Origin of the sequence: Streptomyces xiaopingdaonensis, from assembly GCF_000262345.1 — a bacterium.
GTDB lineage: Bacteria > Actinomycetota > Actinomycetes > Streptomycetales > Streptomycetaceae > Streptomyces > Streptomyces xiaopingdaonensis.
Map to the genome: position 1 here is coordinate 30288 of NZ_AJTQ01000062.1, position 25538 is coordinate 55825.

Sequence of the window (25538 nt, forward strand, 5' to 3'; positions counted from 1 at the left end):
CTCAACTCTGCGGCGACACTTTTCCTTCCCGGGGAGAAGGGGTTGTCGCTCCGCTCTCGGTGAACTCTCGGACGTCCGCCCGCAGAAGAGCGGAAGGCCCCGCCCCGCAAACGGGCGGGAAGCCGCCGGAGCGGCCGGGTAGTCGGCCGCCCGGTGTACGCGCCTCCGCTAGCGGTTGCCGCCGCGCTTCGGGCGCCAGACGACGAGGGCGCTGGAGGAGTGCACGTCCTCGTACGGCACGAGGTCGCGCCGGTAGGAGGCGTGCACCTGGGCCTCGCGCTGCTGCATCGCGACGGCCGCGCCCTCGACCGCCTGCTGGAGCTCGGCGACCCGCGACTGCAACGCCGCCACCTGGTGCTCCAGCTCGATGATGCGCTTGATGCCGGCGAGATTGATCCCCTCGTCCTGGCTCAACCGCTGCACCTGGCGCAGGAGTTGGATGTCCCGCGCCGAGTACCGGCGCCCCCGGCCCGGTGTCCGGTCGGGGGAGACCAGGCCGAGGCGGTCGTACTGCCGCAGCGTCTGCGGGTGCAGGCCGGAGAGCTGGGCGGCGACCGAGATGACGTAGACCGGCGAATCCTCGGTCAGCTCGTACGCAGGACCGCCGGTGAACTGCTGCCTTCGTCCGCCTCGGCCGTCCACTTCAGTCTCCCTTCGCTGCCTCGAAGAGCGCTGCCCGCGGATTCTCCTCCGCGGTCGCCTCACGGTAGGACTCCAGGGTCTTCCTGGCCTCCTCGCCCAACTCCCGCGGCACCGCGATGTCGACGGTGACGAGCAGGTCGCCGCGGGACCCGTCCTTGCGCGTCGCCCCCTTGCCGCGCGCCCGCATCGTGCGTCCCGACGGGGTACCCGCCGGGATGCGCAGCTTCACGGGCGGCCCGCCGAGGGTCGGCACCGAGACCTCACCGCCGAGCGCGGCCTCCGCGAAGGTGACCGGCACGGTCACGGTGAGGTTGTCGCCCTTGCGCCCGAAGACCGGGTGCGGGTCGACGTGCACGACGACGTAGAGGTCGCCGTTGGGCCCGCCCCGCTCGCCGGGCGCGCCCTTGCCGCGCAGGCGGATGCGTTGGTTGTCGCTGACGCCTGCCGGGATGCGCACCTGCATCGTGCGCGAACTCGTCGCCCGACCGGAGCCCTTGCAGGTGTCGCACGGGTCCTCGGCGATGAGACCGCGGCCCTTGCAGTCGACGCACGGGTCGGTGAGCGAGAAGCCACCGCCACCGCCCCTGCTGACCTGCCCGGTGCCGACACAGGTCGGGCAGACCCGGGGGGTGCCGTTCTTGTCGCCGGTACCCGAACACGCCTTGCACGCCGCGCTGCTGGACATCCGCAGCGGCACCGTCGCGCCATCGACGGCCTCGGTGAAGCTCAGCGTCACCTCGGACTCGACGTCCTGCCCGCGCCGCGGCTGGGTGCGGGTACCGGCGCCGCCGCGGTTGAAGAGGCCGCCGAAGACGTCCCCGAGGCCGCCGCCGAAGCCGCCGGCTCCGCCCTGCTGCCCCGGCTGCGTGCCGCCGAAGAGGTCGCCGAGGTCGAAGTTGTAACTCCCCGCGCCCTGGCCGGCGCCCTGGCCGGGGCGACCGCGGAAGCCGCCGTTGCCGAAGAGGGCGCGCGCCTCGTCGTACTCCTTGCGGCGCTTGGCGTCGCCGAGAACGTCGTACGCCTCGGAGGCGTCCTTGAACCGCTCCTCCGCCTTCGCGTCGCCGCGGTTGGCGTCGGGGTGGTTCTCCCGCGCGAGCTTCCGGTACGCCTTCTTGATCTCGGCCTCTGTGGCGTCCCGAGGGACGCCGAGGACCTTGTAGTAGTCCTTCTCGATGAAGTCCTTGGTGCTCATCCCCGACGTCCCTCCTCCCGGCTCAGCCTGTGGCACGGGCTGCGGTCAGCCCTCCTCGGGCCCACCCGGCTCCTCTTCCTCCGCGCGCTCGCCCTCGGCAGCACCCGCCGACTGCTGTGCGCCCGGCTGCGGTTCGGCGACACCCACCCTGGCGGGGCGGATCGTACGCTCGCCGATTCGGTACCCCGGCTGCAGGATCTGCACGCACGTCGTCTCCGTGACGTCCGGGGAGTACGAGTGCATCAGCGCCTCGTGGACCGTCGGGTCGAAGGGCTCGCCCTCCTTGCCGAACTGCATCAGGCCCATCTTGGCCGCCACGGTCTCCAGCGACTCGGCGACCTGCTTGAAGCCGCCGACGAGTTCACCGTGGTCCCGTGCCCTGCCGATGTCGTCGAGGACCGGGAGCAGCTCGGTGAGCAGGTTGGCGACCGCGGTCTCCTTCACCGCGACGCGGTCCCGCTCGACCCTGCGGCGGTAGTTCTGGAACTCCGCCTGGAGCCGCTGGAGATCCTGGGTGCGCTCGTTGAGCGCCGTGCGGACCTGGTCGAGCTGGGCCGTGAGTGCTGCGGCCTCCTGCGCCTCGGGGCTCTGCGGCGCCTCCTGCTCGGGGGCTGCCTCGCCTGCTGTGTTCGCTTCCCCGTCCTGCCCGGGGCCGGCCCCGGCGGGCTGCGCCGCCGAGGTCTCGTGCTCGTCCGGCTGCGCCGGTCCGGGCTCGGCGGGGACGTCGGGCTCCTTCTTGTCGAAACCCGGAGTCTCCTCCGTCACGCGGCACCGTCCTTCGGCTTCTGCTGGTCGTCGTCGACGATCTCGGCGTCGACGACGTCGTCCTCGGCCTTGCCGCCGGCCTGCTCACCGGTGGCCTCCGCGCCCTCGGCGCCGCCCGCCTGCGCCTGCTGCGCGTCGGCGTAGAGCGCCTGGCCGAGCTTCTGGCTCGTCGCGGCGACCTTCTCGCTCGCCTCGCGGAGCGCGGCGGTGTTGTCGCCCTCCTCCTTGAGCTGCGTCTTCAGCTCCTCGACGGCGGACTCCACCTCGCTCTTGGTGTCGGCAGGGACCTTCTCCTCGTTGTCCTTGAGGAACTTCTCCGTCGTGTAGACGAGCTGCTCGGCCTGGTTGCGGGTCTCGGCGGACTCGCGGCGCTTGGCGTCCTCGTCCGCGTACTGCTCGGCCTCGCGCATCATGCGGTCGATGTCGTCCTTCGGCAGCGCCGAGCCGCCGGTGACGGTCATCTTCTGCTCCTTGCCCGTACCGAGGTCCTTCGCCGCCACGTGCATGATGCCGTTGGCGTCGATGTCGAAGGTGACCTCGATCTGCGGGACGTTGCGCGGGGCCGGCGGGAGGCCGGTGAGCTCGAACATGCCGAGCTTCTTGTTGTACGCCGCGATCTCGCGCTCGCCCTGGAAGACCTGGATCTGCACCGAGGGCTGGTTGTCCTCCGCGGTGGTGAAGGTCTCCGAACGCTTCGTCGGGATCGTGGTGTTGCGCTCGATCAGCTTCGTCATGATGCCGCCCTTGGTCTCGATGCCGAGGGAGAGCGGCGTGACGTCGAGGAGCAGGACGTCCTTGACCTCACCCTTGAGGACACCGGCCTGGAGCGAGGCGCCGATGGCGACGACCTCGTCCGGGTTGACGCCCTTGTTCGCCTCCTTGCCGCCGGTGAGGTCCTTGACCAGCTCCGCGACGGCGGGCATACGCGTCGAGCCGCCGACGAGGACCACGTGGTCGATCTGCGAGAGCTCGATCCCCGCGTCCTTGATGACGTTGTGGAACGGGGTCTTGCACCGGTCGATGAGGTCCTGGCTGAGCTGCTGGAACTGCGCCCTGGTCAGCTTCTCGTCGAGGTGGAGCGGGCCCTCGGCGGAGGCGGTGATGTAGGGAAGGTTGATCGTGGTCTCGGTCGACGAGGAGAGCTCGATCTTCGCCTTCTCCGCGGCCTCCCGGAGGCGCTGGAGCGCCATCTTGTCCTTGGAGAGGTCGACGTTGTTGGCCGCCTGGAACTGCTTGACGAGGTGGTCGACGATGCGCTGGTCCCAGTCGTCACCGCCGAGCTGGTTGTCGCCGTTGGTGGCCTTCACCTCGACGACGCCGTCGCCGATCTCCAGCAGCGAGACGTCGAAGGTGCCGCCGCCGAGGTCGAAGACGAGGATGGTCTGGTCGTCCTTCTCCAGCCCGTACGCGAGGGCGGCGGACGTCGGCTCGTTGACGATGCGGAGCACGTTGAGGCCCGCGATCTCGCCGGCCTCCTTGGTGGCCTGGCGCTCCGAGTCGTTGAAGTAGGCCGGGACCGTGATGACCGCGTCCGCGACCTTCTCGCCGAGGTAGGACTCCGCGTCCCGCTTCAGCTTCTGCAGGATGAACGCGCTCATCTGCTGCGGGTTGAAGTCCTTGCCGTCAAGGTTGATCTTCCAGTCGGTGCCCATGTGGCGCTTGACCGAGCGCACGGTGCGGTCCACGTTGGTCACCGCCTGACGCTTGGCGACCTCGCCGACGAGCACCTCGCCGTTCTTCGCGAAGGCGACGACGGACGGCGTGGTCCTGGCGCCCTCGGCATTGGTGATGACGGTGGACTCACCGCCTTCGAGAACACTGACGACGGAGTTCGTCGTACCCAGGTCGATGCCGACCGCACGAGCCATTTCGGGTTCCTCCATGAATCTGTTGAGTGAAGCTGACTCAAGAGTGCCTCACTACGAGCCGTGCGTCAAAAGACATGAGCGTAGGACACTCAACCCTCTTGTGGCCCACATACGCAGGGGCGGGGGAGGACCCCGTACGGTCATCGCGCACCACGGCGTGAACGCCCGCGCGAGCGACGCAGATCACCGCTCGGCCGCCTACTGTGCGCAGGAGCGAGTGAGTAGTCTCGACGGGATGGGTTAAGTTACTGCTTAGTAAGCGCAGTTGAGGGTGCGGCCGCCGACCGCTCACGTGCACCCCGAAAGCTCGCCCGAAGCACCCGCTCTCGAGGCCCGAGGAGCCGTCCATGCAACTCGCCGCGATCATCGTGTCGTTGGTACTCGCCGTGGTGGGCGTCGCGTTGTTCGCCCGTGCCGTCGCGCAGATCTTCCAGGCCGTACGGCTGGGGCAGCCTGTACCAGCGGGCTCGCGCACCGACGAGCCATGGCAGCGCACCGTCACCCTCCTCCGGGAGTTCCTCGGGCACACGCGGATGAACCGGTGGGGGATCGTGGGCGTCGCCCACTGGTTCGTCGCCGTCGGCTTCCTGACGCTGGTGCTCACGCTCATCAACGCGCTCGGCCAGCTCTTCAAGGCGGACTGGGTGCTGCCGATCCTCGGGAGCTGGCTGCCGTACGAGCTCTTCATCGAGTTCATCGGCACCATGACGACGCTCGGCATCCTCACCCTGATCGTCATCCGGCAGCTCAACCGCCCCGGCAAGGCCGAGCGCAAGTCCCGCTTCGCCGGCTCCAAGACCGGCCAGGCGTACTTCGTCGAGGCCGTCATCCTGATCATCGGCGTCTGCATCATGCTGCTGCGCGGCCTGGAGGGCGCCCTCCACCACGTCGACGGGTACACGGCGGCGTACTTCCTCTCCTACCCGCTGGTGGCCGCCTTCGACGGGCTGAGCACGGGGGCGCTGCAGAACCTCGTCTACCTCGTCGCGATGGTGAAGATCGGCACCTCGTTCATCTGGATGATCACGGTCGCGCTGAAGACGAACATGGGCGTGGCCTGGCACCGGTTCCTCGCCTTCCCCAACATCTGGTTCAAGCGCGAGGCACGCGGCGGGACCGCACTGGGCGAGCTGCAGCCGATGGTCTCGGGCGGCAAGGAGATCGACTTCGAGACCGCCCTGGACGAGGGGCACGACGAAAACGCAGAAGAGGTGCGGTTCGGCGCCTCGGCCGTCGAGGACTTCTCGTGGAAGGGCCTGCTCGACTTCTCGACCTGCACGGAGTGCGGTCGCTGCCAGTCGCAGTGCCCGGCCTGGAACACCGGCAAGCCGCTCTCGCCGAAGCTGCTGATCATGTCGCTGCGCGACCACGCGCACGCCAAGGCGCCCTACCTCCTCGCCGGCGGCGGCAAGACCATGGAGGGCGAGGAGAAGGCCACGGCCGAGCAGCTGGCGGACGTCCCGCAGTCCGCGCTCGACGAGGCCGAACGCCCGCTGATCGGCACCGCCGAAGAGGGCGGCGTCATCGATCCGGACGTGCTGTGGTCGTGCACGACCTGCGGTGCGTGCGTCGAGCAGTGCCCCGTCGACATCGAGCACGTCGACCACATCGTCGACATGCGCCGCTACCAGGTGATGATCGAGTCCGCGTTCCCCTCCGAGGCCGGGACGATGCTCAAGAACCTGGAGAAGAAGGGCAACCCCTGGGGGCTGGCGAAGAAGCAGCGGCTGGAGTGGACGAAGGAGCTCGACTTCGAGGTGCCGATCGTCGGCAAGACGATCGAGGACCTCACCGAGGTCGAGTACCTCTACTGGGTCGGCTGCGCCGGCGCCCTGGAGGACCGCGCGAAGAAGACGACCAAGGCGTTCGCCGAGCTGCTGCACATCGCCGGCGTCAACTTCGCGATCATGGGCGGCGACGAGAAGTGCACCGGCGACTCCGCCCGCCGCCTCGGCAACGAGTTCCTCTTCCAGCAGCTCGGCGAGGAGAACGTCGCCAACCTCAACGCGGCCTTCGGCGAGGACGACGAGGACGAGAGCACGAAGAAGCCCAAGGCGTCGAAGAAGATCGTGGCGACCTGCCCGCACTGCTTCAACACCCTGGCGAACGAGTACCCGCAGCTCGGTGGCGAGTACGAGGTCATCCACCACACCCAACTTCTCCAACACCTCGTCGACGAGGGCAGGTTGGTGCCCGTCACCCCCGTCGAGGGCCTGATCACCTACCACGACCCCTGCTACCTCGGCCGGCACAACAAGGTCTACACGCCCCCGCGCGAGATCATCGCCAGCGTGCCGGGCGTGCGCACCGAGGAGATGCACCGGCACAAGGAGCGCGGCTTCTGCTGCGGCGCCGGCGGCGCCCGGATGTGGATGGAGGAGCGCATCGGCAAGCGCGTCAACAACGAACGCGTCGACGAAGCCCTCTCCCTCGACCCCGACATCGTCTCCACCGCCTGCCCGTTCTGCCTCGTGATGCTCACCGACTCCGTCAACGGCAAGAAGAACGACGGAGCAGCCAAGGAGAACCTCCAGGTCGTCGACGTGGCCCAGCTCCTCCTCGACTCCGTCAAGGCACCGACCGACCCCGCGGGCGACGAGGACGCAGCCGGCGCACCCGAGCCCGAGCCGACGCCTGCCGGCTGACACCCCGCCGCGGCGCCTGAGCGACCGTGGCCGGAACCGTCTCTACGGTTCCGGCCACGGCTTTTTCTTGTAGCAGCGTGGCCAGATCCGATCAGTATGTGGGCAGCTCACGCCAATCCCCGTCCGTGGGATACCGACAGCCGCGCCCCGCGCCTAGCCTCCCCTCAGCGAAGCCGCGACAGCGCGAGGAGGCGACCCAAGTGGCGGACCGCCCAGGTCCCGACGTCCGTACCATCCCGGTCCAGCGGATACGCCCCGGCGACCACGCCTTCGCGGCGTACCGCGACGAGGCGGCGAAGTGGGCGCTGCTCGGCGCGTTCGTCCACCACGGCCTCGCCCAGGGCGAGAAGGTGCTCGCCCTGCTCGACCCCGCCGTCACGGCGGACGAGCTCCTCGACCGGATCGGCCCCGAGAGCGGCAACCTCCGACGGGCCTGGCGGAGCGGCCAGTTGGAGCTCACCTCGATGCGCGCGCTGCTCCACCCGCACCGCCGGTTCACCACCGCACGGCAGTGGCAGCGGCTCGCCGAGGAGTCCCGACTCGCCGTGGACCAGGGCTACTCCGCCGCCCGCGCCTACATCGACATGGGCTGGGTCGCGGACCTCGGCACCGAGGCGGCCGACGTCGTCGCATGCGAGCACGGCGCCCGGCACCTCTTCGCCGGGCGCGCCTACAGCGAGGTCTGCGCGTACGACGTCAACACCTTCGCGCCCGAAGTCCTCAGCGCCGCCCACGAGTTGCACCCGGTCCACCTCCTCGGCGACATCGGGACGCTCCTCGCCACGCACACCGCGACGGACACGGGCGACCCTGCCGTCCGCCTCGTCGGCGAGGCCGACATCGCGACGGCGGAGGAGTTCGCCGCCGCCCTGCACACCGCCTTCGCCCGGCGCGAGCAGCACCCCGCACCGCCCCTCCGCGTCGACCTCACCGGGCTGCACTTCCTCGGCGCCGGGTGCGCCGCGCTGCTGCTGCGGCTCGCCTCCACCGCCGGAGCCGTCGACGTGGTGTGCACGACGATCCAGGACCGTGTACTGCGCCGGCTCGGTGCCGCCGGAATCCCCTCGCTGACCCTGCGCACCGCGCACGGAGAGGAGCGCCGATGCTGACACCCGAACTCCTCTGCCGCCTCCACTTCACCCTCCGCGACCTGCCACGCGTCCGTATCGAGGTCGACAGCTGCGCCGCGTGGGCCGGCCTCGACGAGCCGCGGCGCGGGGAGTTCGTCGTCGCCGTGGACGCCGTCGCGGCCAACGCCGTCGAGCACGCGGGCGGTGAAGGGCGGCTGCTGCTGCGGCAGTTGGGGGACGAGCTGGAGTGCCAGGTGACGGACTCGGGGCCCGGGTTCACGGAGGAGGTGATCCCCGAGGTGCTGCCGGGGCTCGACGGCGCGTCGACGGGGCGCGGCCTGTGGCTCGCCCGCCTCGTCACCGACGGCCTCACCGTCGCCCCGGCCGTGACCGCCACCGGCTGGCCGCGCGGCGGCGAGGAGCCGACGGGCTCCGTCGTCACCCTCGTGATGCGCCTTCCCGGAGGCGAGAAGGAGCGCGGATGGGACGACGGGCGCCCCGGCGAGTGAGCCGGGGCGGCCGACCGCCGGGATGTCACAGGTCAGCAGCGATATCCGGTCTCGTCTCCGCTGGACGGCCTGGGCCGTCGTGCGACGCGGTACGTTCGGGGGCGTGGCTGGTTTCAGGAGCGGACGGGGCCGGGATTCGGGCTCCGCACAAGGGCGTCAGTACCCCCAGCAGCAGTACCCGTACGGGCAGCAGCAACCCCCGTACGGGCAGCAGCCCGCGCCCGGCGCCTGGCCGCAGGCCGGCCAGGGGCAGTACCCGGGCCCGCCGCAGCCACCGGGCGGCCCCGGTCAGCCCGAGTACTTCGGCCCCCCGCAAGGCGGCGACCCGTACGCCAACAACCCCGGCCACACCCAGTCGTTCAGCGTCCAGGACCCGTACGGGCAGGGCGGCTACCACGACGGCCCTCCCGAGCCGCCGCCCGGTCCGCGGTTGTCCTGGAAGGAGCTGCTGAGCGGCGTCGTCCTGCGGCCCAACCGCACCTTCTGGCAGATGCGGGACTACCCGGTCTGGGGCCCCGCGCTCCTCGTCACCTTCCTCTACGGCCTCCTCGCGGTCTTCGGCTTCGACAAGGCCCGCGAGGACGCCATCAACACGACGATCTCCAGCGCCATCCCGTACGTCCTCACGACGGGCATCGCGATGGTCATCGCAGGGCTGCTCCTCGGCGTCGTCACGCACACCCTCGCCCGGCAGCTCGGCGGCGTCGGCTCGTGGGCGCCCACCGTCGGCCTCTCGATGCTGATCATGTCGCTGACGGACGCGCCGCGGCTCGTCTTCGCGCTCTTCCTCGGCGGCGACGCCTCGCTTGTGCAGCTGCTCGGCTGGCTCACCTGGATCGCGTCGGGCTTCCTCTTCACCTCGATGGTGAGCCGCTCGCACGACCTGCCCTGGCTCAAGGCGCTCGGCGCCTCCGCCATCCAACTCCTCGCGCTGCTCTTCCTGATCAAGCTCGGCACCTTCTGACCCCGGCCCGCAACCGGGGCCCCGCCACGGCGGCGGGGCCCCGGTGCGTGGGGGGTGGTTCAGGCGAACCGCTGGCTCTCCGAGCCGTCGCAGGCGGCGAGGCGGGCCTGCTCCTCGGTGCCGGGCAGCGTCACGCAGAGGCCGGTGTCGTCGGCGGGACGGAAGGTCCCGTCCTCCCGTACCAGGCGCTGCGCCGACGCGTCCGCCGCGCAGTCGCCGAGGACGAGGCCCGCGCCCTCGGCGACCTCGCCTTCGACCTGCACGCACCTGTCATGGGTGAGCTGCGTGTAGAGGGAGCGGGACTCCTCGTCGTACCACCAGCCCTGGTTGCGCTGGTCCTCGCCGCACGACCAGCCGCGGACCTGCGTCCCCACGGCGGACTCGGCGCCGTCGGCGTCGAGGCAGCTCCCGGTGGCCGCGTTGGTGAGCGGCGCGAAGACGTCGTCCCAGGCGAGGTCGTACAGGCGCGGGGTGCCCGAGCCGTCGGGGTCGGCGCAGGACGCCTCGCGGCTCTCCGTGCGGTACATCGCGGTGAGGCAGGCGGCGAAGGCGCCGTGGCCGCGCTCGTTGGGGTGGAAGGACTGCCGGACCGAGTTCTCGTCGGGCGGGAACGGGTTGCTCAGGTCGACATGGAGACCGCGGACCCAGGTGTTCTCCATGCAGACCTCGTGCCCCTGCATCAGCCGCGAGAGGTCGAGGTACTCGGTGCCGGCCCGCTTCGCCGCCTCGCGCAGCCCCCGCTCGAACGGCGGGACGGCGCCGTCCCTGCCCCAGCCGGAGTCGCTCGTGTAACCGGTGCAACCACCGGGGAGCTTGCCGGGGAAGTCCGGGTTGTCCTTGACGTCCGGGCCGATCGGGCTCGGGTAGCCGAGCAGGACCAACTGGTAGTCGTCGTCGGCGTATCCGGCCTCCGACATCACCGTGCGCAGGTCCCCCAGCGTGCGCTCGACCTTCGGGACGAGCGCGTCCACGCGGTCCTGCCAGCCGTCCTCGTACTTCGCCCGGCACGGGCCCTGGAGGGTGAACCAGCGCACGACGCAGTCGGTCAGCACGGGACCGAACTGGAGGTCGTCGTTGGCGCCGACGAAGACCTGGATCTGCTCCAGCCGCGTGTTGCGCGCCTTGACGGCGAGGCTGTCGGACTGCACCAGCTCGTCGTCGTACTGCTTGCTGCCGCCGATGCGCACGTTCTCGGTGTTGGCGCCCGAGCAGGCGACGTTGTACGTGACCTCCGCACCGATCCCCGTACGGTGCACGGCGGAGTCGGGGGAGCGGTGGCACCAGTTGTCGGGCCCGTCGGTGCCCGGCTCGTACGTGCCGACGCCCTCGCCCGATATCTCGGAGTCCCCGATGGAGACGAGCGAGGTCTTGCGCTCGCCCATCGGCCGCTCCGCCGGGTCGCCGTAGAGCTCCTCCGCCTCGGCCGCCCTGATCTTCTCCAACTCCGGTGGCAGCGCGGCCGCTTGTGCGGCCCCGCGCTCGCCCGCCGCCCGCTGCGCCTCCGCTCCGGCACTCTGCGCCGTCGCGAGGCCCAGTCCGCTACACGCCATCACCAGGGCCGCCGCGGTCGCGACGGCCTTTCTCGCACGTGCCATGAGGTGGTCCCCCTCCGGCTGCGTCTTCGGTTACCCGCGGTTTCTACCGGCAGGTAGACGGCGAAGGGAAGACTTCACACCACGAACGACGATTTCCGTCAAACACGTTGAGCGGGGCGACATCACGCCCAAAAGAAACGAGCAGCCGCGGTTGCCACCCCCACCCCCCGGGCAACCCGCGCCGCTACTCCTCCGACCGCCGCTCCCCGTGGTAGTGCTCCGGATACCCGTACTGCTCGTACGCCTCCTCGCGCTCCTCGTGCTCCCTCTCCAGCCGATCGGGCGGCGGAGCCACGGGGTCGGGCCGCGGCGTCTCACGCGGCAACGGCCCGAGGTGGTGCTCGGACTTGTGGTGCACAAGGTGCGGCGCGGCCTGCTTGCCCACGGTCTGCGCGTTCACCAGGTGAATCACTGTCGCCGCGACCAGGATCATCAACACGATCAGACCGACCTGGACGAGTGTCTCCATCGCTCACGCTCCGGGGATGTACTGACGCGGAAGCCTCACGTCCCCGGGTGTCCCGCACGCGCGAGAACCAACATCGAGCAGCCCCGGTCACGCTGCGTCGACGCGCACCGCGCCCCTCAGGCGTCGAGCACCTGCCCGTCGCGCGGGACGACCGGAGGCTCCACGCTCCAGGGGAAGTTGATCCACTTCTCGGTGCGCTTCCAGACGTACCGGCAGCCGACGAGTGACTGCGGCTTCTCGTAGATGACGGCGGTGCGGACCTCGGCCGCGTGGCCCTCGCAGAACTCGTAGACGAGCTTGAGCGTCCGGCCGGTGTCGGCGACGTCGTCCGCGACGAGGATGCGCTTCTCTGAGAAGTCGACGGCGTTCGGCAGTGGCGGGAGCATTATCGGAACGTCGAGGGTTCTGCCGACCCCTTCGTAGAACTCCACGTTCATCACGTGGAGGTTCTTGACCCCGAGCGCGTATCCGAGGCCGCCGGCGACGAAGAGGCCCCCGCGTGCTATGGAGAGGATGATGTCGGGCTCGTAACCGTCGTCGGCGACACTCTGCGCCAACTCCCGGACGGCCTGCCCGAAGAGGGGGTACGTCAGGTTCTCTCGCTCGTCGCTCACGGGCTTTCTCCGCTGCCTCTCGCTCTGGCCGTCAGACCTGCGTGCGGTGGAAACTCAGGTAGGAACGCGAGGGTGTCGGGCCCCGCTGCCCCTGGTAGCGGGAGCCGTACCGCGGCGAGCCGTACGGCTCCTCGGCCGGCGACGTCAGCCGGAACATGCACAGTTGCCCGATCTTCATGCCCGGCCAGAGCTTTATCGGCAGCGTCGCGACGTTCGACAGCTCCAACGTGACGTGCCCGGAGAATCCGGGGTCGATGAAGCCCGCGGTGGAGTGCGTCAGCAGACCCAGCCGGCCGAGGGAACTCTTGCCCTCCAGGCGCGAGGCGAGATCGTCGGGGAGCGTGACCACCTCGTACGTCGAGGCGAGGACGAACTCGCCCGGGTGGAGGATGAACGGTTCGCCCTCTTCGCTGGTGATCAGCCGCGTGAGATCGGGCTGTTCGACGGCCGGGTCGATGTGCGGGTAGCGGTGGTTCTCGAACACCCGGAAGTAGCGGTCCAACCGGACGTCGACGCTGGACGGCTGGACCATCGTCGGCTCGTACGGCTCGATCCGCACCCGGCCGTCGTCGATCTCGGACCGGATGTCCTTGTCTGAGAGAAGCACGGACCGAGGGTACGCGTACGAAACGGGGCCGGCCCAATCGGACCGACCCCGTGACGGGGCGCACCGCCGACGGCACTGTCGGCTACCCCCGACTTCTGCTGCGGCGCCCGCCGTTCGCCAGCCGGTCGCCACGGCGGGCCCGGCCGCACCGCTCCCTCAGCGCTTGCGGTGCGCCACGGGGACGGCCTGGCGCAGTCGGCCGCAGCGCGGACATCTCAGCAGCCGACCGGGACCGATCCGGTTCGCGCCGAGGTTCTGCATCGGGAACGTCGAGGTCTTGAACACGTGCCCTTCGGCGCACTCCACAACGGTGGACTCCATCGGCACCCTCTCCCCAAGTACGTGGACGACAAATGCCACATTAGGGGATGCTCCGGACCACCTTGGAGGCGGCGCTCCGCCTCCACCGTACGCCTCGGGACTCCCCCCGAAACAACGGCACGGACACCCCGCCCCGCACCCTCACACACCCCCGCCCCACCCTGGCAACCACCACCGACTCCGCACCTCCGGGCGGCCGTTCACCCTGCCCAGGGACACCGCCGAACACACCCGCCCACGCCTCCCCCGACAACGAGAAGGCCCCTCGCTCTGTGCAGCGAGGGACCGGCATGGGGTAGAGTATCGAAGGCCGAGCCGGACAACTCCGGCTTTGCGCGGGCGTAGTTTAATGGTAGAACATGAGCTTCCCAAGCTCAGAGCGCGGGTTCGATTCCCGTCGCCCGCTCCATGACTAAGACCCAGGTCAGGGACCTGGGTCTTGCTTGTTGCCGGGGCGGGTTACGTGTCCCGTGCCCGATAGTGGCGAGGCCGCCTTGTTAGTGCTCGGCGCCGGCCCGGGCACACTCAGCGCGCAGCCCGGAACAGTAACCCCATTTGCGCAGCAGGGACTTCGGATCATTTTGCCCAGCGCGACTCGTCCCACCAGCAGACATGCGCCAGCACCGCCACGACCAGGCGTCGAGCCTGATGCCTCTGTACCGCCGGGCAAAGCACACCGGCCAGGCCAGTGGCACGACGCCCAGATCTCTTCGCGGTCCGCAGACTAGTCCCGCCATCGCCAAGTGGCCGGCCGGGGCACAGCGGAGGCGTCTGCGAGTCAGAGATCGGGAAGGCCCCAGCCTCTGAACTTGAGCTATTCCTTCCCGCGGGTGAGGCTCGCCCTGTCCAGCGCTCGGTGCAGTGCACTCGCCACGGACAGCCATTCAATAACTTCGTTGGAGTCGAAATTCGGATCAGACGGCCTGTGCGCGCGAGGGTTTCGAGCTGCCATGTACAGTGCCATCCCCAAGTGCATGTACCCCTTTTGCTCGTCTTCGCCTGACTGCGTCTTCCCCTCATTCAGCGTGATCAGGGGTTGGCCGCCTAGCGTGTTCGTCACGAGGGATGTGCCGTCTTGATCCAATCCTGTTAGGCTTCGAAGGCGAGCCCCCACACTTTTACATGCTTCTTCAACTGCTTCATCGCCGTGCCCGCTTGCTAGCCGCACCAACGCTCCCGGCTTCACGGCGGGATGCAGGTGTTGCAACTGTGTCTCGAATACACCCCCTTCAGCCGAATTAATCCTAGCCGATTCCGGATGGTTAATCGCTTGGAGGATGAATGACTGTAGGCCGCGGACGAGATCCTCACAGGCTCGCTTCACTGGCCCCGAAGCAAATACCCATGAAGTCGACCTTTCGTTCTTTGAAAAGGTGACCGACACGTACTGCTCTGAGCTGTCGTCATCGTTTTCAGTGCGCGAGATGTCCACTTCCGTTACGTCTCGCTGGTCTTCCCCGAGTTCAATCTTTGCATCGATCAGAGAATTGTAGCTACCGTACAGATCACGCTTCCCCTCAACGCGAATTGCGGTTTCCGCATATAGCCACTGATCTGTAATTCTCTCAACTTCTCGTATCGTTTCCTCGATGAGCTTCCAGTTCTGGTGGTGGCCGTGCGGAATTAAAGCATTAGCGGTGAACTCTCGCCTAGCCATTACTACTCCCTCGTGGATAGGGGTGTTTCCGACTTGAAGCATAGTCTGCATCGGGATGGCAGGCATGAGGAACAGCAGCAGAAAGGTGGAGGATGATCACCGCCAGCGCATGCCGGATCGGTCCGAGGCAACTGATGGGAGATCACTCTTCATCCATGGCTTGGGCCGAAGGTAACCACCTGCAGCGGCCCCTGTGTAGTGCCACAGTCTCCAGGGCGTGCGATGGCCCTCGCACTCAGCGGCAGGTGCAGTGCAGTAGTGAAGTACAGCAACCCCACCAACTGCGGTAGCCGTCGACACCACAGTCGGGACCGCTTGGACCATCGCTGACCGGCCCATGCCCAGCCTGCAGACAGAAGGTGAACTGTCGGCCATTGCTGCACCACAGCGCACCAGAACGGCCGGTGACCAGCGGTCAACGGCGGACACCACGACGGCCCGGCGTCACCCCGCGAACCCCGCATCGGCCCAGCTCAGCCACCCAAGGCGCAGGTCGGGTGTCAACCCGTCCACCGCGATGCGGATGATGTCCCGGCTCACCCCGGTCGGTCCGACCGACCAGCAGGTCAACCCGGGCAACCGGCGCGAGCGGCTGGTGCGGCTCACCGATGCGGGGCACCGCATCGTGGAGGAGGTCACCGTCCGCCGCCGCGCGGAGATCTCCGCCGTGGTGGCGCGGATGTCCGCGGCACAGCGCGGCTCCCTCGTCGACGCGCCGACCGCCTTCTCCGAGGCGGGCGGCGAGATGCCCGCCCCGCACGGCGGCCGCGACCTGCATGGGCTGGGACGACCCGGTAGTGCCGAGCACCTGAGGCGCCCCTTCCCGTCCGTTCCACCGGCGGACAGGGTGATACCCCGCCCCCTGAGAGCCGGTACACCTCTCCGGAACCCGCCGAGCGCAGCGCACGCAAGAAGTAAGCCGGATACATGCCGCTCCCCGACCTCTGGGCACGGGAGTGCTGTCGCGCTACTGTTTGGGCAGTTGCCCAATGCGAATGCCCCATACGTCCGCCCAAACCCGCCGCACGGCAGGAGCCCCGATGACACCGCCCACCGCGCCCCGTACGAGCCAGGAGGTGCGCCGACGGCTGCAGGAGGCCGCGGCCGAGCTGATCGCCGAGCTCGGCTGGGGCGCGGTCAGCACCCGCACGGTCGCCGGCCGCGCCCGAGTCGGCCCCGGACTGGTGCACTACCACTTCGACTCCCTCCAGGACCTGCTCAGGCAGGCGACGGTCGGCGTGATGCGCAGACTGACGGGCGAGCTGACCGCTCTGCTCGATGACGCCGGGACACCCGAGGAGGGCCTGGAGCGGATCGTGGGTGCGCTGTTCGGCTACGCGCCCGAGGACCCCGACTCGCTGCTGTTCATCGAGGCGTACCTGGCCGCCACCCGCGATGAGGAACTGCGCCGCGCCCTCGGCGAGGTCATGGGCGAGGCCGCCGCCCCGCTGGCGCGGTGGCTGGCCGAGCGCTGCGTGCCCGCCGCTGAGGAGACGGCGACGGTGCTGTTCGCCGCCCTCGACGGCCTGATGCTCTACCGCTCCCTGCACCCCGGCCTCACCGCCGAGGACGTCCTGCCCGTACTCGCCCGCACCCTCCACACACCAGCCGGGCAACCGCCCGGAAAGCAGCATGCAACGGAAGAGAGGCACCGCACATGAAGGCCGTGATCTGCGGAGCCGGAATCACCGGACTCGCCCTCGCACACCGCCTCCATGCCCTGGGCTGGGAGGTGACCGTGCTGGAGAAGGCGCCCGGGCCCCGCACCCAGGGCTACATGATCGACTTCTTCGGCCCCGGCTACGACGCCCTGGAGGCCATGGACCTGCTGCCGCGGGTACAGAAGAGCAGCTACCGCATCGAGGAGGCCAGCTTCCTCGATGCGACGGGCAGGCGCCGCGCCGGGTTGAAGTACGGTCAGTTCACGAAGGTCACGGGCGGCAGGATGTTCAGCATCATGCGCCCCGACCTGGAGCAGGCACTGCGCGAACAGCTCAGCGACAGCGTCGAGTTGCGTTTCTCCACCGGACCCGCGGCCCTCACCGAGACCGGCCAGGGCGTACGGGTGGAGCTGAGCGACGGCAGCGCACTGCAGGCGGACCTCCTGGTGGGCACCGACGGCATCCACTCCACCGTGCGCGAGCTGGCCTTCGGGCCCGAGGAGCGCTACCTGCGCCATCTGGGCTTCCACACCGCCGCCTTCACCTTCCGCGACCCAGAGCTGCACGAGCGGGTGCGGGGCGGCTTCTTCCTCACCGACACCATCGGGCGGCAGATGGGCTTCTACGGCCTGCGCGACGGACTCGTGGCCGCCTTCGCCGTACACCGCACGCAGGAGACCACGCTGCCCCGCGACGCCCGCGAGGCGCTGCGGCACGAATACGGCACCCTGGGCTGGATAGTGCCCCGCGTCCTGGCCAACTGCCCGCCGCACCAGGAGGTCTACTACGACCACGTCGCCCAGACCACCGTGCCCCACTGGAGCCGGGGCCGCACCGTCCTGGTCGGCGACGCCTGCTACGCGGTCTCCCTGCTCGCCGGCCAAGGCGCCTCCCTCGGCATCGCCGGCGCCTACGTCCTGGCCGAACAGCTCGCCCGCCACGCCACCCTCGACCAGGGCCTGGAGGCGTACGAGCGGACGTGGCGCCCGATAGCGGAGGAGAAACAGCAGGTGGCACGCAGCGGGGCCCGCTGGTTTCTGCCCGCCTCCCCACTCCAGCTACGGGCACGCCACATCATGATGAAGCTCTCCCGCATCCCCGGCGTGGACCACCGCATCGCCGCCGCACTGGTCGGCAAGACCACAGGGGTGGTCCCCGAACTCGCCGCCGCACACCGGTAGCTGCCCACCGGTCGTTGTCGCCCCGGTTCTCGGCCCGCTCCGGCGAACCAGCGCGATCCGAGAACCGCGTCGCCTCCACGGGGCCCCCGGGAGCCCCTGCGGAGGCTGGCCTTCCGAGCACTCTGCCGAACCGAGAACGTTGGCAGCCGTGTACCCACGCACACATCGCTCAGGCACGGATGCGCCGCTGCCCGCAAACCCAGCACCTCTCCTGGGCACACAGTGCGATCGCCCGCACCCGGTCCGGACGCTTGCGCGGCCTCCCGAGTCCCGGCCGAGGCACCCTGACCGCTTCCAGGACGGGCTCGAACTGCGGGAGTCGCCGCGCTGCCCGGCTGTGATCACGATTGGCAGGGGTTTTTGTCCCTGCTCCACCGCCAGGTGAACCTTGATGGTCAGCCCGCCCCGGGAGCGTCCGAGTCCGTGGTCGGCCGGCTCGAGGGCAATCCCTCCCGGCGGCTCCTTTTGCAGGTCCCCCTCTTCACCGCTCCGGCGGCGTGCTGGTGGGCCCGGCAGACGGTGGCATCGACGCTCACGTCCCAGGTGATCAGGCCCTTCGCATCAACCTGGGCCTGAAGTTGGGTGTCGATCCGGGCCGAGGTGCCGTTCCGCTGCCACCGCCGGAACAGGTCGTAGACCCGGTCCCACGGTTCGTAGCGCTCCGGCACATCCCGCCAGGGAGCACCAGTCCGGGTCCGCCACCGTATGCCGTCCATCAACTGCCGCCGCGTCCACACCGCCGGACAGCCCGGCTTGATGCCTTGCGGCAGCAACCTCTCCAACCGAGCCCACTGCTCACGCAGTCGCCGACACTGCGGCTGCCGAACGTCTCCCACGCCTCGCGCCACCACATGAACTGAATCGTCCGATATGCACCTTCAGGGGAGAAAAGCATTGTGTGCAAATCGAAACGAATCTGTTTGACTCGACGTGTTCTTGAACCTTCACCGCCATAGCTGCGTCATACGGGACACGAACACGGGAGCAAGAGCGCGGATTCATCCAGCCGAGTGCAGGCGCCCGTGTGACGAAATGCACGAGCGAAGAACGGACAGCGCACCATGGGTCGCCACCGACGAATAACCAACACCTCGCGCAGCGCGCTGACTTCGAAGGCAGTGCTTGCCGCGGGGGTTCTCATACCGACGATCGCCTCGGTGGGATCGGCCCACGCAGCCACCCCGCAGGCCGCGGTCTGCACCTCGGACAGTCCGGAACTCGCCGAGCAGCTGACCGAGGACATCAACTCGGCGCTGGAGGACTCCGCCAACACCACGTCGGTCAGCCTCCACGACCGCACCACGAACACCACCTGCACCGTGGATGCGGACCGCAACTACGACTCCGCCAGCACGGTGAAGGTGGCGGTCCTCTCCACGCTGCTGTGGGACGCGCAGAAGGACGGCCGCGCCCTGACGGCGAAGGAGAAGGAGCTCGCCACCGAAATGATCACGAAGTCCGACAACGACGCCACCACTGCACTGTGGAAGCAGCTCGGACCGGACAAGATCAACGGATTCCTCCAGGCCGCGGGCATGACCAACACGACCCTCGACCCCGACCTGGCCTGGGGGCTCACCCAGGTCAACGCCAACGAACAGGAAAAGCTCCTGCATCTGGTGACGCACGCGAACCCGGTGCTCAGCGACGATTCACGCGCCTACATCCTCAAGCTCACCGGCGCTGTCATCCCCTCCCAGCGCTGGGGCACCCCGGCAGGCGCTCCGGAGGAAGCCGAGACGCACGTGAAGAACGGCTGGCTGGAACGGGACTCGAACGGCTGGCGCGTACACAGCCTCGGGGCGTTCACCGGTGCCGGCCACGACTACACGATCTCCGTGCTCTCGCAGGACAACAAGACGATGGACGACGGCATCGACAGCATCGAGACCATCGCCCGCGCAGTCCACAAGGACCTCAACTCCCCCGCCTTCCACACCCTGCGGTAAAACCTGCGCACCTCCGCGCATCCGCCTCCACCTTCCCGGTGGCCCGCGATGGGGCGCCTGGCCTCCGGGGTCGGTACGGCGTTTCCCCCAGTCGCACGCATGGCCTGGGATATCACCGGCTCCCGAGGCATTCGACAGACCGCTGATCAGTGAGGTGACCACCGGCCTTTTCGCAGGCCGGGAGGCTCTCCGTGGCGTGGGTACGGCGATCGGTGTCGTGGGGCGGCCGGGCAATTGTCGGCACCTGGCAGTCGGCGCCCCAGGGGATGTGCGCGCAACTGCCGTCTCGGTGGGCCAGCCGGTCACCGAGCGTACTGCGTACGGGGATTCCCGGATCAGCGTGGGCCACGAACGGCTATGACGCAGTGTCAGTACCGGTGTGCTCGCCCACCAGCGGCCGAAGCGCATCGGTGATCAGGTCGAGTAGGCGAGCCGTTCGGTCCGGGTCGTCGCCGGGGGCCGTGGCGAGGAAGGTGCCGAGCAGCATTGTGGTCACGTCGTCGGGGTCGATGTCCGGGCGGAGCGAGTGGGTTCGGGCTCCGGCCGTGAGGATGGTCGTTATCGCGGCGGTGAGGCGTTCGCGGGTGGCCGGGGTGGCGATGGTGCCCGCGGACCAGCCGGCGCGGAGGGTGGCGATGATGGTGCGCTTGGTGGTGACGAACGCCGCGTAGCGGTCCATCCATGCTCGTAGTGCGGCCGGAGGCGGCAGTTCGGAGAGCAGCGTGTGGGCGCTGGTGGTGACGTCGTCCAACTCGGCGGCGTAGACGGCTTCGACGAGTGCTTCGCGGGTGGGGAAGTGGCGGTAGAGGGTGCCGATGCCGACGCCGGCCTCGCGGGCGACGGTCTCCAGCGCGACCGTGTCGTCGGCGGTGGCGAACACGGTGCGGGCGGCGGTGAGGAGTTTCTCGCGGTTGCGCCGGGCGTCGGCCCGGGCGGGGGCGCCCGGGCCGGGTGTGCGAGCGGAAGGCGGTGGCTCGGTCGTACTCAAAACGGAGGCTCCTCCGGTAGTCTGGGCCGCTTAACGGAGGCTCCTCCGTTTGTCTCAGCGTCTCACGAGAACGGCAGTTCATGATGTCCTCCACCTCTCACTCCGAGTCCACGTCCACCGGAGCGTCCCGCGCGGGCGGGGCCGGCCTGCTCGCGGGCCGCACCGTCTCGCGCGTCGGCTTCGGGGCCATGCAGTTGGAACGCCTCAAGGACGACCGCGGCGCCGCCCTCGGCATCCTGCGCCGTGCGGTCGAGCTCGGTGTCGACCACATCGACACCGCCCAGTTCTACGGAAACCGCTTCGCCAACGAGGCCATCCGCGAGGCAGTACGCGACGAGGACGGTGTTCTCGTCGTCAGCAAGGTCGGCGCCACCCCGGATCCCGGCGGGCCGTACCCGATGCGTCTTGCCCAGCGGCCCGAAGAGCTGCGCACCGGTGTCGAGGACAACCTCGCCAGTCTCGGACTCGAGCAGATCCCGCTGGTCAACCTGCGCCGCGCCGTCCACGGCCCCGGTCTCCGCGCCGAGGGTGAGCAGCTCGTCGACATCGACGACCAGCTCGCCGAGATGGCCGCCCTGCGCGACGAGGGCAAGATCGGCGCGATCGGGATCAGCAACGTCGGCATGGACGAGCTGCGCTGCGCGCTCCCGGTCGGTCTGGGCTGCGTGCAGAACGCCTACAGCCTGGTCTCGCGCGACGACGAGGACATGCTCCGGCTCTGCCTGGCCGAGAACATCGCCTGGGTTCCGTACTTCCCTCTCGGCAGCGCCTTCCCCGGCATGCCGAAGGTGACCGACGAGCCCGCCGTCCTCGCCGCCGCTCGGTCCCTGGGTCGTACCCCCTCGCAGATCGGGCTGGCCTGGCTGCTCCACCACGCCCCCAACGTGCTTCTCATCCCGGGCACCGCCAACCCCGAGCACCTGGAGGCCAACGTGACGGCAGGCGAGATCGCCCTCGACGGCGAGACCCTCGCCGCGCTCGATGCCGTCCCCTCGCGGTCCGGGGACATCGTCGCCGACTGAGGCGCACGTCGGCCCACGGACGACGAGCCGAGGAGCAACCTCGCGCTGTCCGGACTCGCGGCTCAGGAGTTCGCCGCAGAGCTGCACTTCACCTGCGGTCGCAGCACACCCACCGGTGCCGACCCGTCGGCCGGCGCGGTAGGTGTGCAGGCGCCGTGGCGCCGGGAAGGGTCGTCGACGTGCGGCCGAGCGCCCCTCCGGACGCGCAGGAAAGCCCAACTGCCGCACCGTGGACGCGCGTTCGCCCCCGCCGTCAGCGCTCAGGTGCCGCGACGGCGCGCAGGAAGGCCTGGGTGAAGGTTTCCACGGCCGCCTCCGTGGTCGGGAGTTCCGCTTCGGGGACGGAGCGGTGTGCCGGGCGGAGGAGGAAGTGGAAGAGGAGCGGGCTCATCATCTGCTGGAGGAGCAGAAGGGGAGGCAGGTCGCGGACGCGGCCGGCTGCTGCTTCGGCGGCGAGCCACCGGCCGACGCCGTCGAGTATGCGGCGGAGTATCCGCGCGGCCACGTCCTGTACGGACGGGTCGTCGGGCCGGGCGAGCACCTGCGCCAGTATGGCCGGGAGGACGCGGGGCTCGCGGTCGAGCGCTTCGGCCGCGAGGTGGTGGATGCGGCGGACCCGCTGCTCCAGGGGCTCGCCGGGGACGGCCAGCGCCTCCTCGACGTCGAGGATGGGGCTGTGCCGCTCGAAGGCCGCGAACAGCAGTTCGTCCCGGTTCCCGAAGACGGCGTAGAGGCTGTGCACCGAGCACTGCGCGGACTCCGCCACCCGCTCCAACGTCGCAGCGGCGAGGCCGTGTTCGCCGATCACCGAGGCCGCGGCGTCCACCGCACGGTCGTGCACGGACTTCTGGCCTCCGGGGTCCACGCCCCTCGCGCGTACGGCCTCGTCCAACGCGCGGCGGGATCCGCCGAGCCGGCGCATCAGGGTGCTGCGGGAGACGCCCGCCTCCTGGGCGATCGCGAGCGCCGGTACGCCGGCCACGGAGGTACCGCGGGCTTCGGCGACGCGCAGGGCGGCCTCGACGAGCTCTGCGGGTACGGAACCGCGTGCAGTTTTTTCATCATGCGTTGACACAGCGATAAACCTAGCCTGTACTCATTACTCAGTCCAGCCGACTGCGCGGCGGGCTCCGTCAGTTGTGCGCCGGGGCCGGGCGCCTCCCGACAGAAGAAGGTCACCATGTCCAGCCCTCCCGCAACCGACGTCGAGACGAGCACCCGAGCCCGCGGCGCGGGGGCGAAGCTGGTGGCCGTGGTCCTCGGTATGGCCGCTCTCGTCACCGTGATGCTCTGCGCCTTCGCGCTGCCGGGCGTCAACGGCGGTCCCCACGACGTGCCGATCGGCGTCGCCGGGCCGGATCAGGTGACCCGGGCCGCCGAGCAGAAGCTCGCAGGCGACGCATGGGACGTCACCGTCTACGACAGTCCCGAGGCACTCAAGTCCGCGGTCGGGGACCGGGAGATCGCCGGCGGGCTCGCCGCGAGCGCCGGGGGCATGGACGTCTACACCGCCACGGCCGGCGGCCCGATGGCGGCCGGCGCACTGACCACCGTGGGCGACGGCCTCGCCGCCCGGCAGGACGTCCGGGCCACCGTCCACGACCTGGTGCCGTTCCCCGAGGACGACCCGCGCGGGGCCGGTTTCTCGTCCGCGGCGCTGCCGTTGATCTTCGGCGGCGTCTTCCCCGCCGCCCTCCTCGGGCGCCTCTTCCGCGGACGAAAAGGGCTGGGGCCGCGGCTGGCGGGCGCGCTCCTCTTCTCGCTCGTGGCGGGGGCGGCCGTCGCCGCCGTCCTCCAGTACGGCACCGGTTCCCTGGACGGCGGTTACCGGCTCACGGCGCTGGGTCTGAGCCTGGGCGTGGCGGCGCTCTCGATCACGTTCGTCGGGCTCGAAGCACTCTTCGGACTCGTCGGCCTCGGCCTCGGGGCCGCCGTGATGATGTTCCTCGGCAACCCCCTCTCCGGGCTCGCCACCGGGCCGTACTGGCTGCCCGCCGGCTGGGCGGCGCTCGGTCAGGCCCTCCCGCCGGGGGCCTCCGGCAGCCTGCTGCGGGCGAACGCCTTCTTCGACGGCGCCGGGGCCGGCGCGCCTGCGCTCGTGCTCGGCGGGTGGGTGCTCCTCGGCGTGGTGCTCGTGCTGATCGCCCGGGGACGCGGCCCCCGGGGGGCCGACGCCCTGCCGACCGCGGGGTGACGGTCGCGGCGGACGGCACGGGAAAGGGCGGCCCGGCGCCGCAGCGAGCCGCCCCCGCGCTCAGGGACGCATCGCCGTGGGCTGGGCGTCGGTGCGCATCGCGGCGTCGGTGCCGCCGTCGACGAAGAGGAGCGTGCCCGTGGTGAAGCGGGCCTCGGGGCGCAGGAACTGCTCGATCCAGAAGGCGATGTCCGCCGGTTCGCCGAAGAGGCCGAGCGGCATCGGCGTCGGGAAGGCGTCCGGGTCGGGGGCGACGCCCGTGGACCCCGTCATCAGCGGGGTGACGACGGCGCCGGGTGCGATCGCGTTGAGGAGCACGCCGCGGCGGCTCCACTCCGGCGCGACGGCGGTGCGCCGGACCCAGCGGGCGAGGGCGAGCTTCGACGTCGCGTAGGCCGAGATGCTGGGCGACGCCTCCGGCGCCTCGGCGGACATGGCGCGCTGCGCTGCAGCGGCGTGGTCGCGGGCGGCCGTCTCCGCACCGGAGAGCAGCAGGTCGACGAGTGCGTCGTCGATCACCGGGACGGTGGTGGCGGAGTTCGAGCTGATCACGACGGCCCGCCCCGCTCCCGAGCGCTCCAGAGCCGGACGCAGGCCTTCCAACAGGCCGACAGGACCGAAGTAGTCGATCGATACGACGGCCGAGGCGTCCCGCATGTCCGGTCCGACGCCGGCGACGGCGGCGACTCCGTCCAGGGTGCCGCCGCTGAGCGAGAGGACCTCCTCGACGGCGTGCCGCCTGCCGTCCTCGGTGCCGAGGTCGGCGACGACGTCGGCGTCCCCGAGGTCGACGCCTATGACCCGGTGGCCCGCCTCGCGGAGCCGGGCGGCGCTCGCGGCGCCCATGCCCGAAGCGGACCCGGTGACGACGTGGGTGCCCATCGGTTCTCCTTTGCCGTGGTACGTGCGGTGCTGTTTCCAAGCATAAATCAATCAGTGATTGAACCGGAGGTGCCGTGTCCCCGCCCTGTGGTGGAATGGCGTGCATGAGCCAGCACGAGGTCTCCACGCGGGACCGCCTGCTCACCGCGGCCAAGAAGCTGTTCCTGGAGAAGGGCGCCGACCAGGTCTCGCTCCGCTCCGTCAACGCGGCGGCCGGAGTGAACCCGGGGGCGGTCCACTACCACTTCGGCTCCCGCGAAGGGCTCGTCACCGCACTGCTCGAACGGGAACTGCGGCCGCTGTGGGCGGGGCGGCTGGAGGCGCTGTCGAGCAACTCCGGTACGGAGGTCGCGGTGCGGGAGATGGCCGCCGCGCTCACCGAGCCCTTCGCCGAGCTCGTCGGGACCCGCGACGGCCGGGTGCTCTGCCACCTCCTCGCGCGTACCGCCCTGCCGACGGGACAGCTTCCGGGCGCCCCGAGCCTCTTCACGCCCGCACCGTTCGAGGTACTGGTCGGACGTGCGCTGCCCGGGCTGTCGCCCCAGGAGGTCACCGAGCGCTGCCGCCTCGCCTTCGACCTCGTGATGCAGACCTACGGCCGCCCCCTCGCCAAGATGCCCGCGGAGTCCTGGGCGTTCCCCGCCACGGAGACGGTCGTCGCCTTCGTCACCGCCGGACTGACGGCGCCGTCGCGCCAGGTGACATGAACCGACCGAACCCCCGCCCACGGGACGGGGGTTCGG

General features: G+C 69.9%; 24 protein-coding genes and 1 tRNA gene. 11 read left to right on the forward strand and 14 right to left on the reverse strand.

All coding sequences use genetic code 11. From position 1 onward, the window contains the following. Window positions 1-168: 168 nt before the first annotated feature. The 4 genes from UWG_RS0104675 to dnaK are packed head-to-tail and all read right to left on the reverse strand — an operon-like array spanning window position 169 to window position 4467. Complete coding sequence (locus UWG_RS0104675) at window positions 169-642, reverse strand: heat shock protein transcriptional repressor HspR (RefSeq protein ID WP_016906044.1); 474 nt, start codon at window positions 640-642, stop codon at window positions 169-171. Window position 643: 1 nt separating this feature from the next. Further along, the gene (gene dnaJ, locus UWG_RS0104680) at window positions 644-1834 is read right to left on the reverse strand and encodes a molecular chaperone DnaJ (protein WP_016906045.1); all 1191 of its coding nucleotides are present in this window, start codon (window positions 1832-1834) and stop codon (window positions 644-646) included. A 45-nt stretch (window positions 1835-1879) separates the two neighbouring features. Then, window positions 1880-2599, reverse strand: coding sequence for a nucleotide exchange factor GrpE (gene grpE / locus UWG_RS0104685; RefSeq protein WP_016906046.1), 720 nt, complete (start codon window positions 2597-2599; stop codon window positions 1880-1882). Further along, entirely contained in the window at window positions 2596-4467 is a 1872-nt protein-coding gene (gene dnaK, locus UWG_RS0104690; RefSeq protein WP_016906047.1) for a molecular chaperone DnaK, read from the reverse strand. The genes grpE and dnaK overlap by 4 nt, the downstream gene beginning before the upstream one ends. Before the next feature lie 347 nt (window positions 4468-4814). Here dnaK and UWG_RS0104695 point away from each other — a divergent pair, with 347 nt between their 5' ends. The 4 genes from UWG_RS0104695 to UWG_RS0104710 all read left to right on the forward strand — a co-directional run bounded on the left by UWG_RS0104695 (window position 4815) and on the right by UWG_RS0104710 (window position 9655). Next, the gene (locus UWG_RS0104695) at window positions 4815-7112 is read left to right on the forward strand and encodes a (Fe-S)-binding protein (protein ID WP_016906048.1); all 2298 of its coding nucleotides are present in this window, start codon (window positions 4815-4817) and stop codon (window positions 7110-7112) included. 200 nt (window positions 7113-7312) lie between these two features. Next, window positions 7313-8221, forward strand: a complete 909-nt coding sequence (locus tag UWG_RS0104700) for an MEDS domain-containing protein (RefSeq protein WP_016906049.1) — start codon at window positions 7313-7315, stop codon at window positions 8219-8221. Beyond that, window positions 8215-8691: an ATP-binding protein gene (locus UWG_RS0104705; protein WP_016906050.1), complete on the forward strand. Its 477-nt coding sequence runs from the start codon at window positions 8215-8217 to the stop codon at window positions 8689-8691. The genes UWG_RS0104700 and UWG_RS0104705 overlap by 7 nt, the downstream gene beginning before the upstream one ends. A gap of 103 nt (window positions 8692-8794) precedes the next feature. Further along, entirely contained in the window at window positions 8795-9655 is an 861-nt protein-coding gene (locus UWG_RS0104710; RefSeq protein WP_016906051.1) for a Yip1 family protein, read from the forward strand. Window positions 9656-9714: 59 nt separating this feature from the next. Here the strand turns inward: UWG_RS0104710 and UWG_RS0104715 are convergent, their stop codons facing one another. From UWG_RS0104715 to UWG_RS33315, 5 genes are all read right to left on the reverse strand, one after another. After that, a complete protein-coding gene (locus UWG_RS0104715; RefSeq protein ID WP_016906052.1) occupies window positions 9715-11250 on the reverse strand; it encodes a ricin-type beta-trefoil lectin domain protein in 1536 nt (511 codons plus the stop codon). 184 nt (window positions 11251-11434) lie between these two features. Continuing rightward, the gene (locus UWG_RS0104720) at window positions 11435-11719 is read right to left on the reverse strand and encodes a hypothetical protein (RefSeq protein WP_016906053.1); all 285 of its coding nucleotides are present in this window, start codon (window positions 11717-11719) and stop codon (window positions 11435-11437) included. Window positions 11720-11835: 116 nt separating this feature from the next. Further along, the gene (locus UWG_RS0104725) at window positions 11836-12333 is read right to left on the reverse strand and encodes a phosphoribosyltransferase (RefSeq protein ID WP_016906054.1); all 498 of its coding nucleotides are present in this window, start codon (window positions 12331-12333) and stop codon (window positions 11836-11838) included. A gap of 31 nt (window positions 12334-12364) precedes the next feature. Then, window positions 12365-12940 carry a dCTP deaminase gene (dcd, locus tag UWG_RS0104730; RefSeq protein ID WP_016906055.1) on the reverse strand — a complete coding sequence of 192 codons (576 nt, stop codon included), beginning with the start codon at window positions 12938-12940 and terminating at the stop codon, window positions 12365-12367. Window positions 12941-13096: 156 nt separating this feature from the next. Continuing rightward, on the reverse strand, window positions 13097-13261 hold the full coding sequence (locus UWG_RS33315; protein WP_016906056.1) for a hypothetical protein: 165 nt from the start codon (window positions 13259-13261) through the stop codon (window positions 13097-13099). Between the two features lie 335 nt (window positions 13262-13596). On the opposite strand from UWG_RS33315, the gene UWG_RS0104740 reads away from it, so the two are divergent. Then, window positions 13597-13670: transfer RNA gene (locus tag UWG_RS0104740), tRNA-Gly, on the forward strand. A gap of 405 nt (window positions 13671-14075) precedes the next feature. Here UWG_RS0104740 and UWG_RS31945 read toward each other — a convergent pair. Further along, a complete protein-coding gene (locus UWG_RS31945) occupies window positions 14076-14918 on the reverse strand; it encodes a TIGR02391 family protein (RefSeq protein ID WP_157838533.1) in 843 nt (280 codons plus the stop codon). Window positions 14919-15958: 1040 nt separating this feature from the next. Between UWG_RS31945 and UWG_RS0104750 the strand changes: the two genes are divergently transcribed. Continuing rightward, the gene (locus UWG_RS0104750) at window positions 15959-16579 is read left to right on the forward strand and encodes a TetR/AcrR family transcriptional regulator (RefSeq protein ID WP_016906058.1); all 621 of its coding nucleotides are present in this window, start codon (window positions 15959-15961) and stop codon (window positions 16577-16579) included. Further along, a complete protein-coding gene (locus UWG_RS0104755; RefSeq protein ID WP_016906059.1) occupies window positions 16576-17760 on the forward strand; it encodes an FAD-dependent oxidoreductase in 1185 nt (394 codons plus the stop codon). The genes UWG_RS0104750 and UWG_RS0104755 overlap by 4 nt, the downstream gene beginning before the upstream one ends. Before the next feature lie 395 nt (window positions 17761-18155). Here UWG_RS0104755 and UWG_RS31950 read toward each other — a convergent pair whose 3' ends face one another. Continuing rightward, entirely contained in the window at window positions 18156-18611 is a 456-nt protein-coding gene (locus UWG_RS31950) for a transposase (RefSeq protein ID WP_337459918.1), read from the reverse strand. A 306-nt stretch (window positions 18612-18917) separates the two neighbouring features. On the opposite strand from UWG_RS31950, the gene UWG_RS0104765 reads away from it, so the two are divergent. Continuing rightward, window positions 18918-19709, forward strand: coding sequence for a serine hydrolase (locus tag UWG_RS0104765; RefSeq protein WP_016906061.1), 792 nt, complete (start codon window positions 18918-18920; stop codon window positions 19707-19709). Window positions 19710-20064: 355 nt separating this feature from the next. Here UWG_RS0104765 and UWG_RS0104770 read toward each other — a convergent pair whose 3' ends face one another. Next, the gene (locus UWG_RS0104770; protein ID WP_016906062.1) at window positions 20065-20697 is read right to left on the reverse strand and encodes a TetR/AcrR family transcriptional regulator; all 633 of its coding nucleotides are present in this window, start codon (window positions 20695-20697) and stop codon (window positions 20065-20067) included. 83 nt (window positions 20698-20780) lie between these two features. Here UWG_RS0104770 and UWG_RS0104775 point away from each other — a divergent pair, with 83 nt between their 5' ends. Then, window positions 20781-21719 (forward strand): aldo/keto reductase, encoded by a 939-nt coding sequence (locus UWG_RS0104775; RefSeq protein ID WP_029391173.1) that lies wholly within the window; start codon window positions 20781-20783, stop codon window positions 21717-21719. Between the two features lie 253 nt (window positions 21720-21972). Here the strand turns inward: UWG_RS0104775 and UWG_RS0104780 are convergent, their stop codons facing one another. After that, on the reverse strand, window positions 21973-22794 hold the full coding sequence (locus UWG_RS0104780) for a TetR family transcriptional regulator (protein WP_050988503.1): 822 nt from the start codon (window positions 22792-22794) through the stop codon (window positions 21973-21975). A gap of 105 nt (window positions 22795-22899) precedes the next feature. Here UWG_RS0104780 and UWG_RS0104785 point away from each other — a divergent pair, with 105 nt between their 5' ends. After that, the gene (locus UWG_RS0104785; RefSeq protein WP_016906065.1) at window positions 22900-23913 is read left to right on the forward strand and encodes a hypothetical protein; all 1014 of its coding nucleotides are present in this window, start codon (window positions 22900-22902) and stop codon (window positions 23911-23913) included. A 60-nt stretch (window positions 23914-23973) separates the two neighbouring features. Here UWG_RS0104785 and UWG_RS0104790 read toward each other — a convergent pair whose 3' ends face one another. After that, window positions 23974-24795, reverse strand: coding sequence for an SDR family oxidoreductase (locus tag UWG_RS0104790; protein ID WP_016906066.1), 822 nt, complete (start codon window positions 24793-24795; stop codon window positions 23974-23976). 104 nt (window positions 24796-24899) lie between these two features. Here UWG_RS0104790 and UWG_RS0104795 point away from each other — a divergent pair, with 104 nt between their 5' ends. After that, entirely contained in the window at window positions 24900-25502 is a 603-nt protein-coding gene (locus UWG_RS0104795; protein ID WP_016906067.1) for a TetR/AcrR family transcriptional regulator, read from the forward strand. Window positions 25503-25538: the final 36 nt, after the last annotated feature.

What these genes read in the sequence shown, in the direction of transcription:
- dnaJ (WP_016906045.1), bottom strand. Translation starts at nt 1,834, where the DNA reads ATGAGCACCAAGGACTTCATCGAGAAGGACTACTACAAGGTCCTCGGC.
- dnaK (WP_016906047.1), bottom strand. Translation starts at nt 4,467, where the DNA reads ATGGCTCGTGCGGTCGGCATCGACCTGGGTACGACGAACTCCGTCGTC.
- UWG_RS0104695 (WP_016906048.1), top strand. Translation starts at nt 4,815, where the DNA reads ATGCAACTCGCCGCGATCATCGTGTCGTTGGTACTCGCCGTGGTGGGC.
- UWG_RS0104705 (WP_016906050.1), top strand. Translation starts at nt 8,215, where the DNA reads ATGCTGACACCCGAACTCCTCTGCCGCCTCCACTTCACCCTCCGCGAC.
- UWG_RS0104715 (WP_016906052.1), bottom strand. Translation starts at nt 11,250, where the DNA reads ATGGCACGTGCGAGAAAGGCCGTCGCGACCGCGGCGGCCCTGGTGATG.
- UWG_RS0104720 (WP_016906053.1), bottom strand. Translation starts at nt 11,719, where the DNA reads ATGGAGACACTCGTCCAGGTCGGTCTGATCGTGTTGATGATCCTGGTC.
- UWG_RS33315 (WP_016906056.1), bottom strand. Translation starts at nt 13,261, where the DNA reads ATGGAGTCCACCGTTGTGGAGTGCGCCGAAGGGCACGTGTTCAAGACC.
- UWG_RS31945 (WP_157838533.1), bottom strand. Translation starts at nt 14,918, where the DNA reads ATGGCTAGGCGAGAGTTCACCGCTAATGCTTTAATTCCGCACGGCCAC.
- UWG_RS0104750 (WP_016906058.1), top strand. Translation starts at nt 15,959, where the DNA reads ATGACACCGCCCACCGCGCCCCGTACGAGCCAGGAGGTGCGCCGACGG.
- UWG_RS0104755 (WP_016906059.1), top strand. Translation starts at nt 16,576, where the DNA reads ATGAAGGCCGTGATCTGCGGAGCCGGAATCACCGGACTCGCCCTCGCA.
- UWG_RS0104775 (WP_029391173.1), top strand. Translation starts at nt 20,781, where the DNA reads ATGTCCTCCACCTCTCACTCCGAGTCCACGTCCACCGGAGCGTCCCGC.
- UWG_RS0104785 (WP_016906065.1), top strand. Translation starts at nt 22,900, where the DNA reads ATGTCCAGCCCTCCCGCAACCGACGTCGAGACGAGCACCCGAGCCCGC.
- UWG_RS0104790 (WP_016906066.1), bottom strand. Translation starts at nt 24,795, where the DNA reads ATGGGCACCCACGTCGTCACCGGGTCCGCTTCGGGCATGGGCGCCGCG.
- UWG_RS0104795 (WP_016906067.1), top strand. Translation starts at nt 24,900, where the DNA reads ATGAGCCAGCACGAGGTCTCCACGCGGGACCGCCTGCTCACCGCGGCC.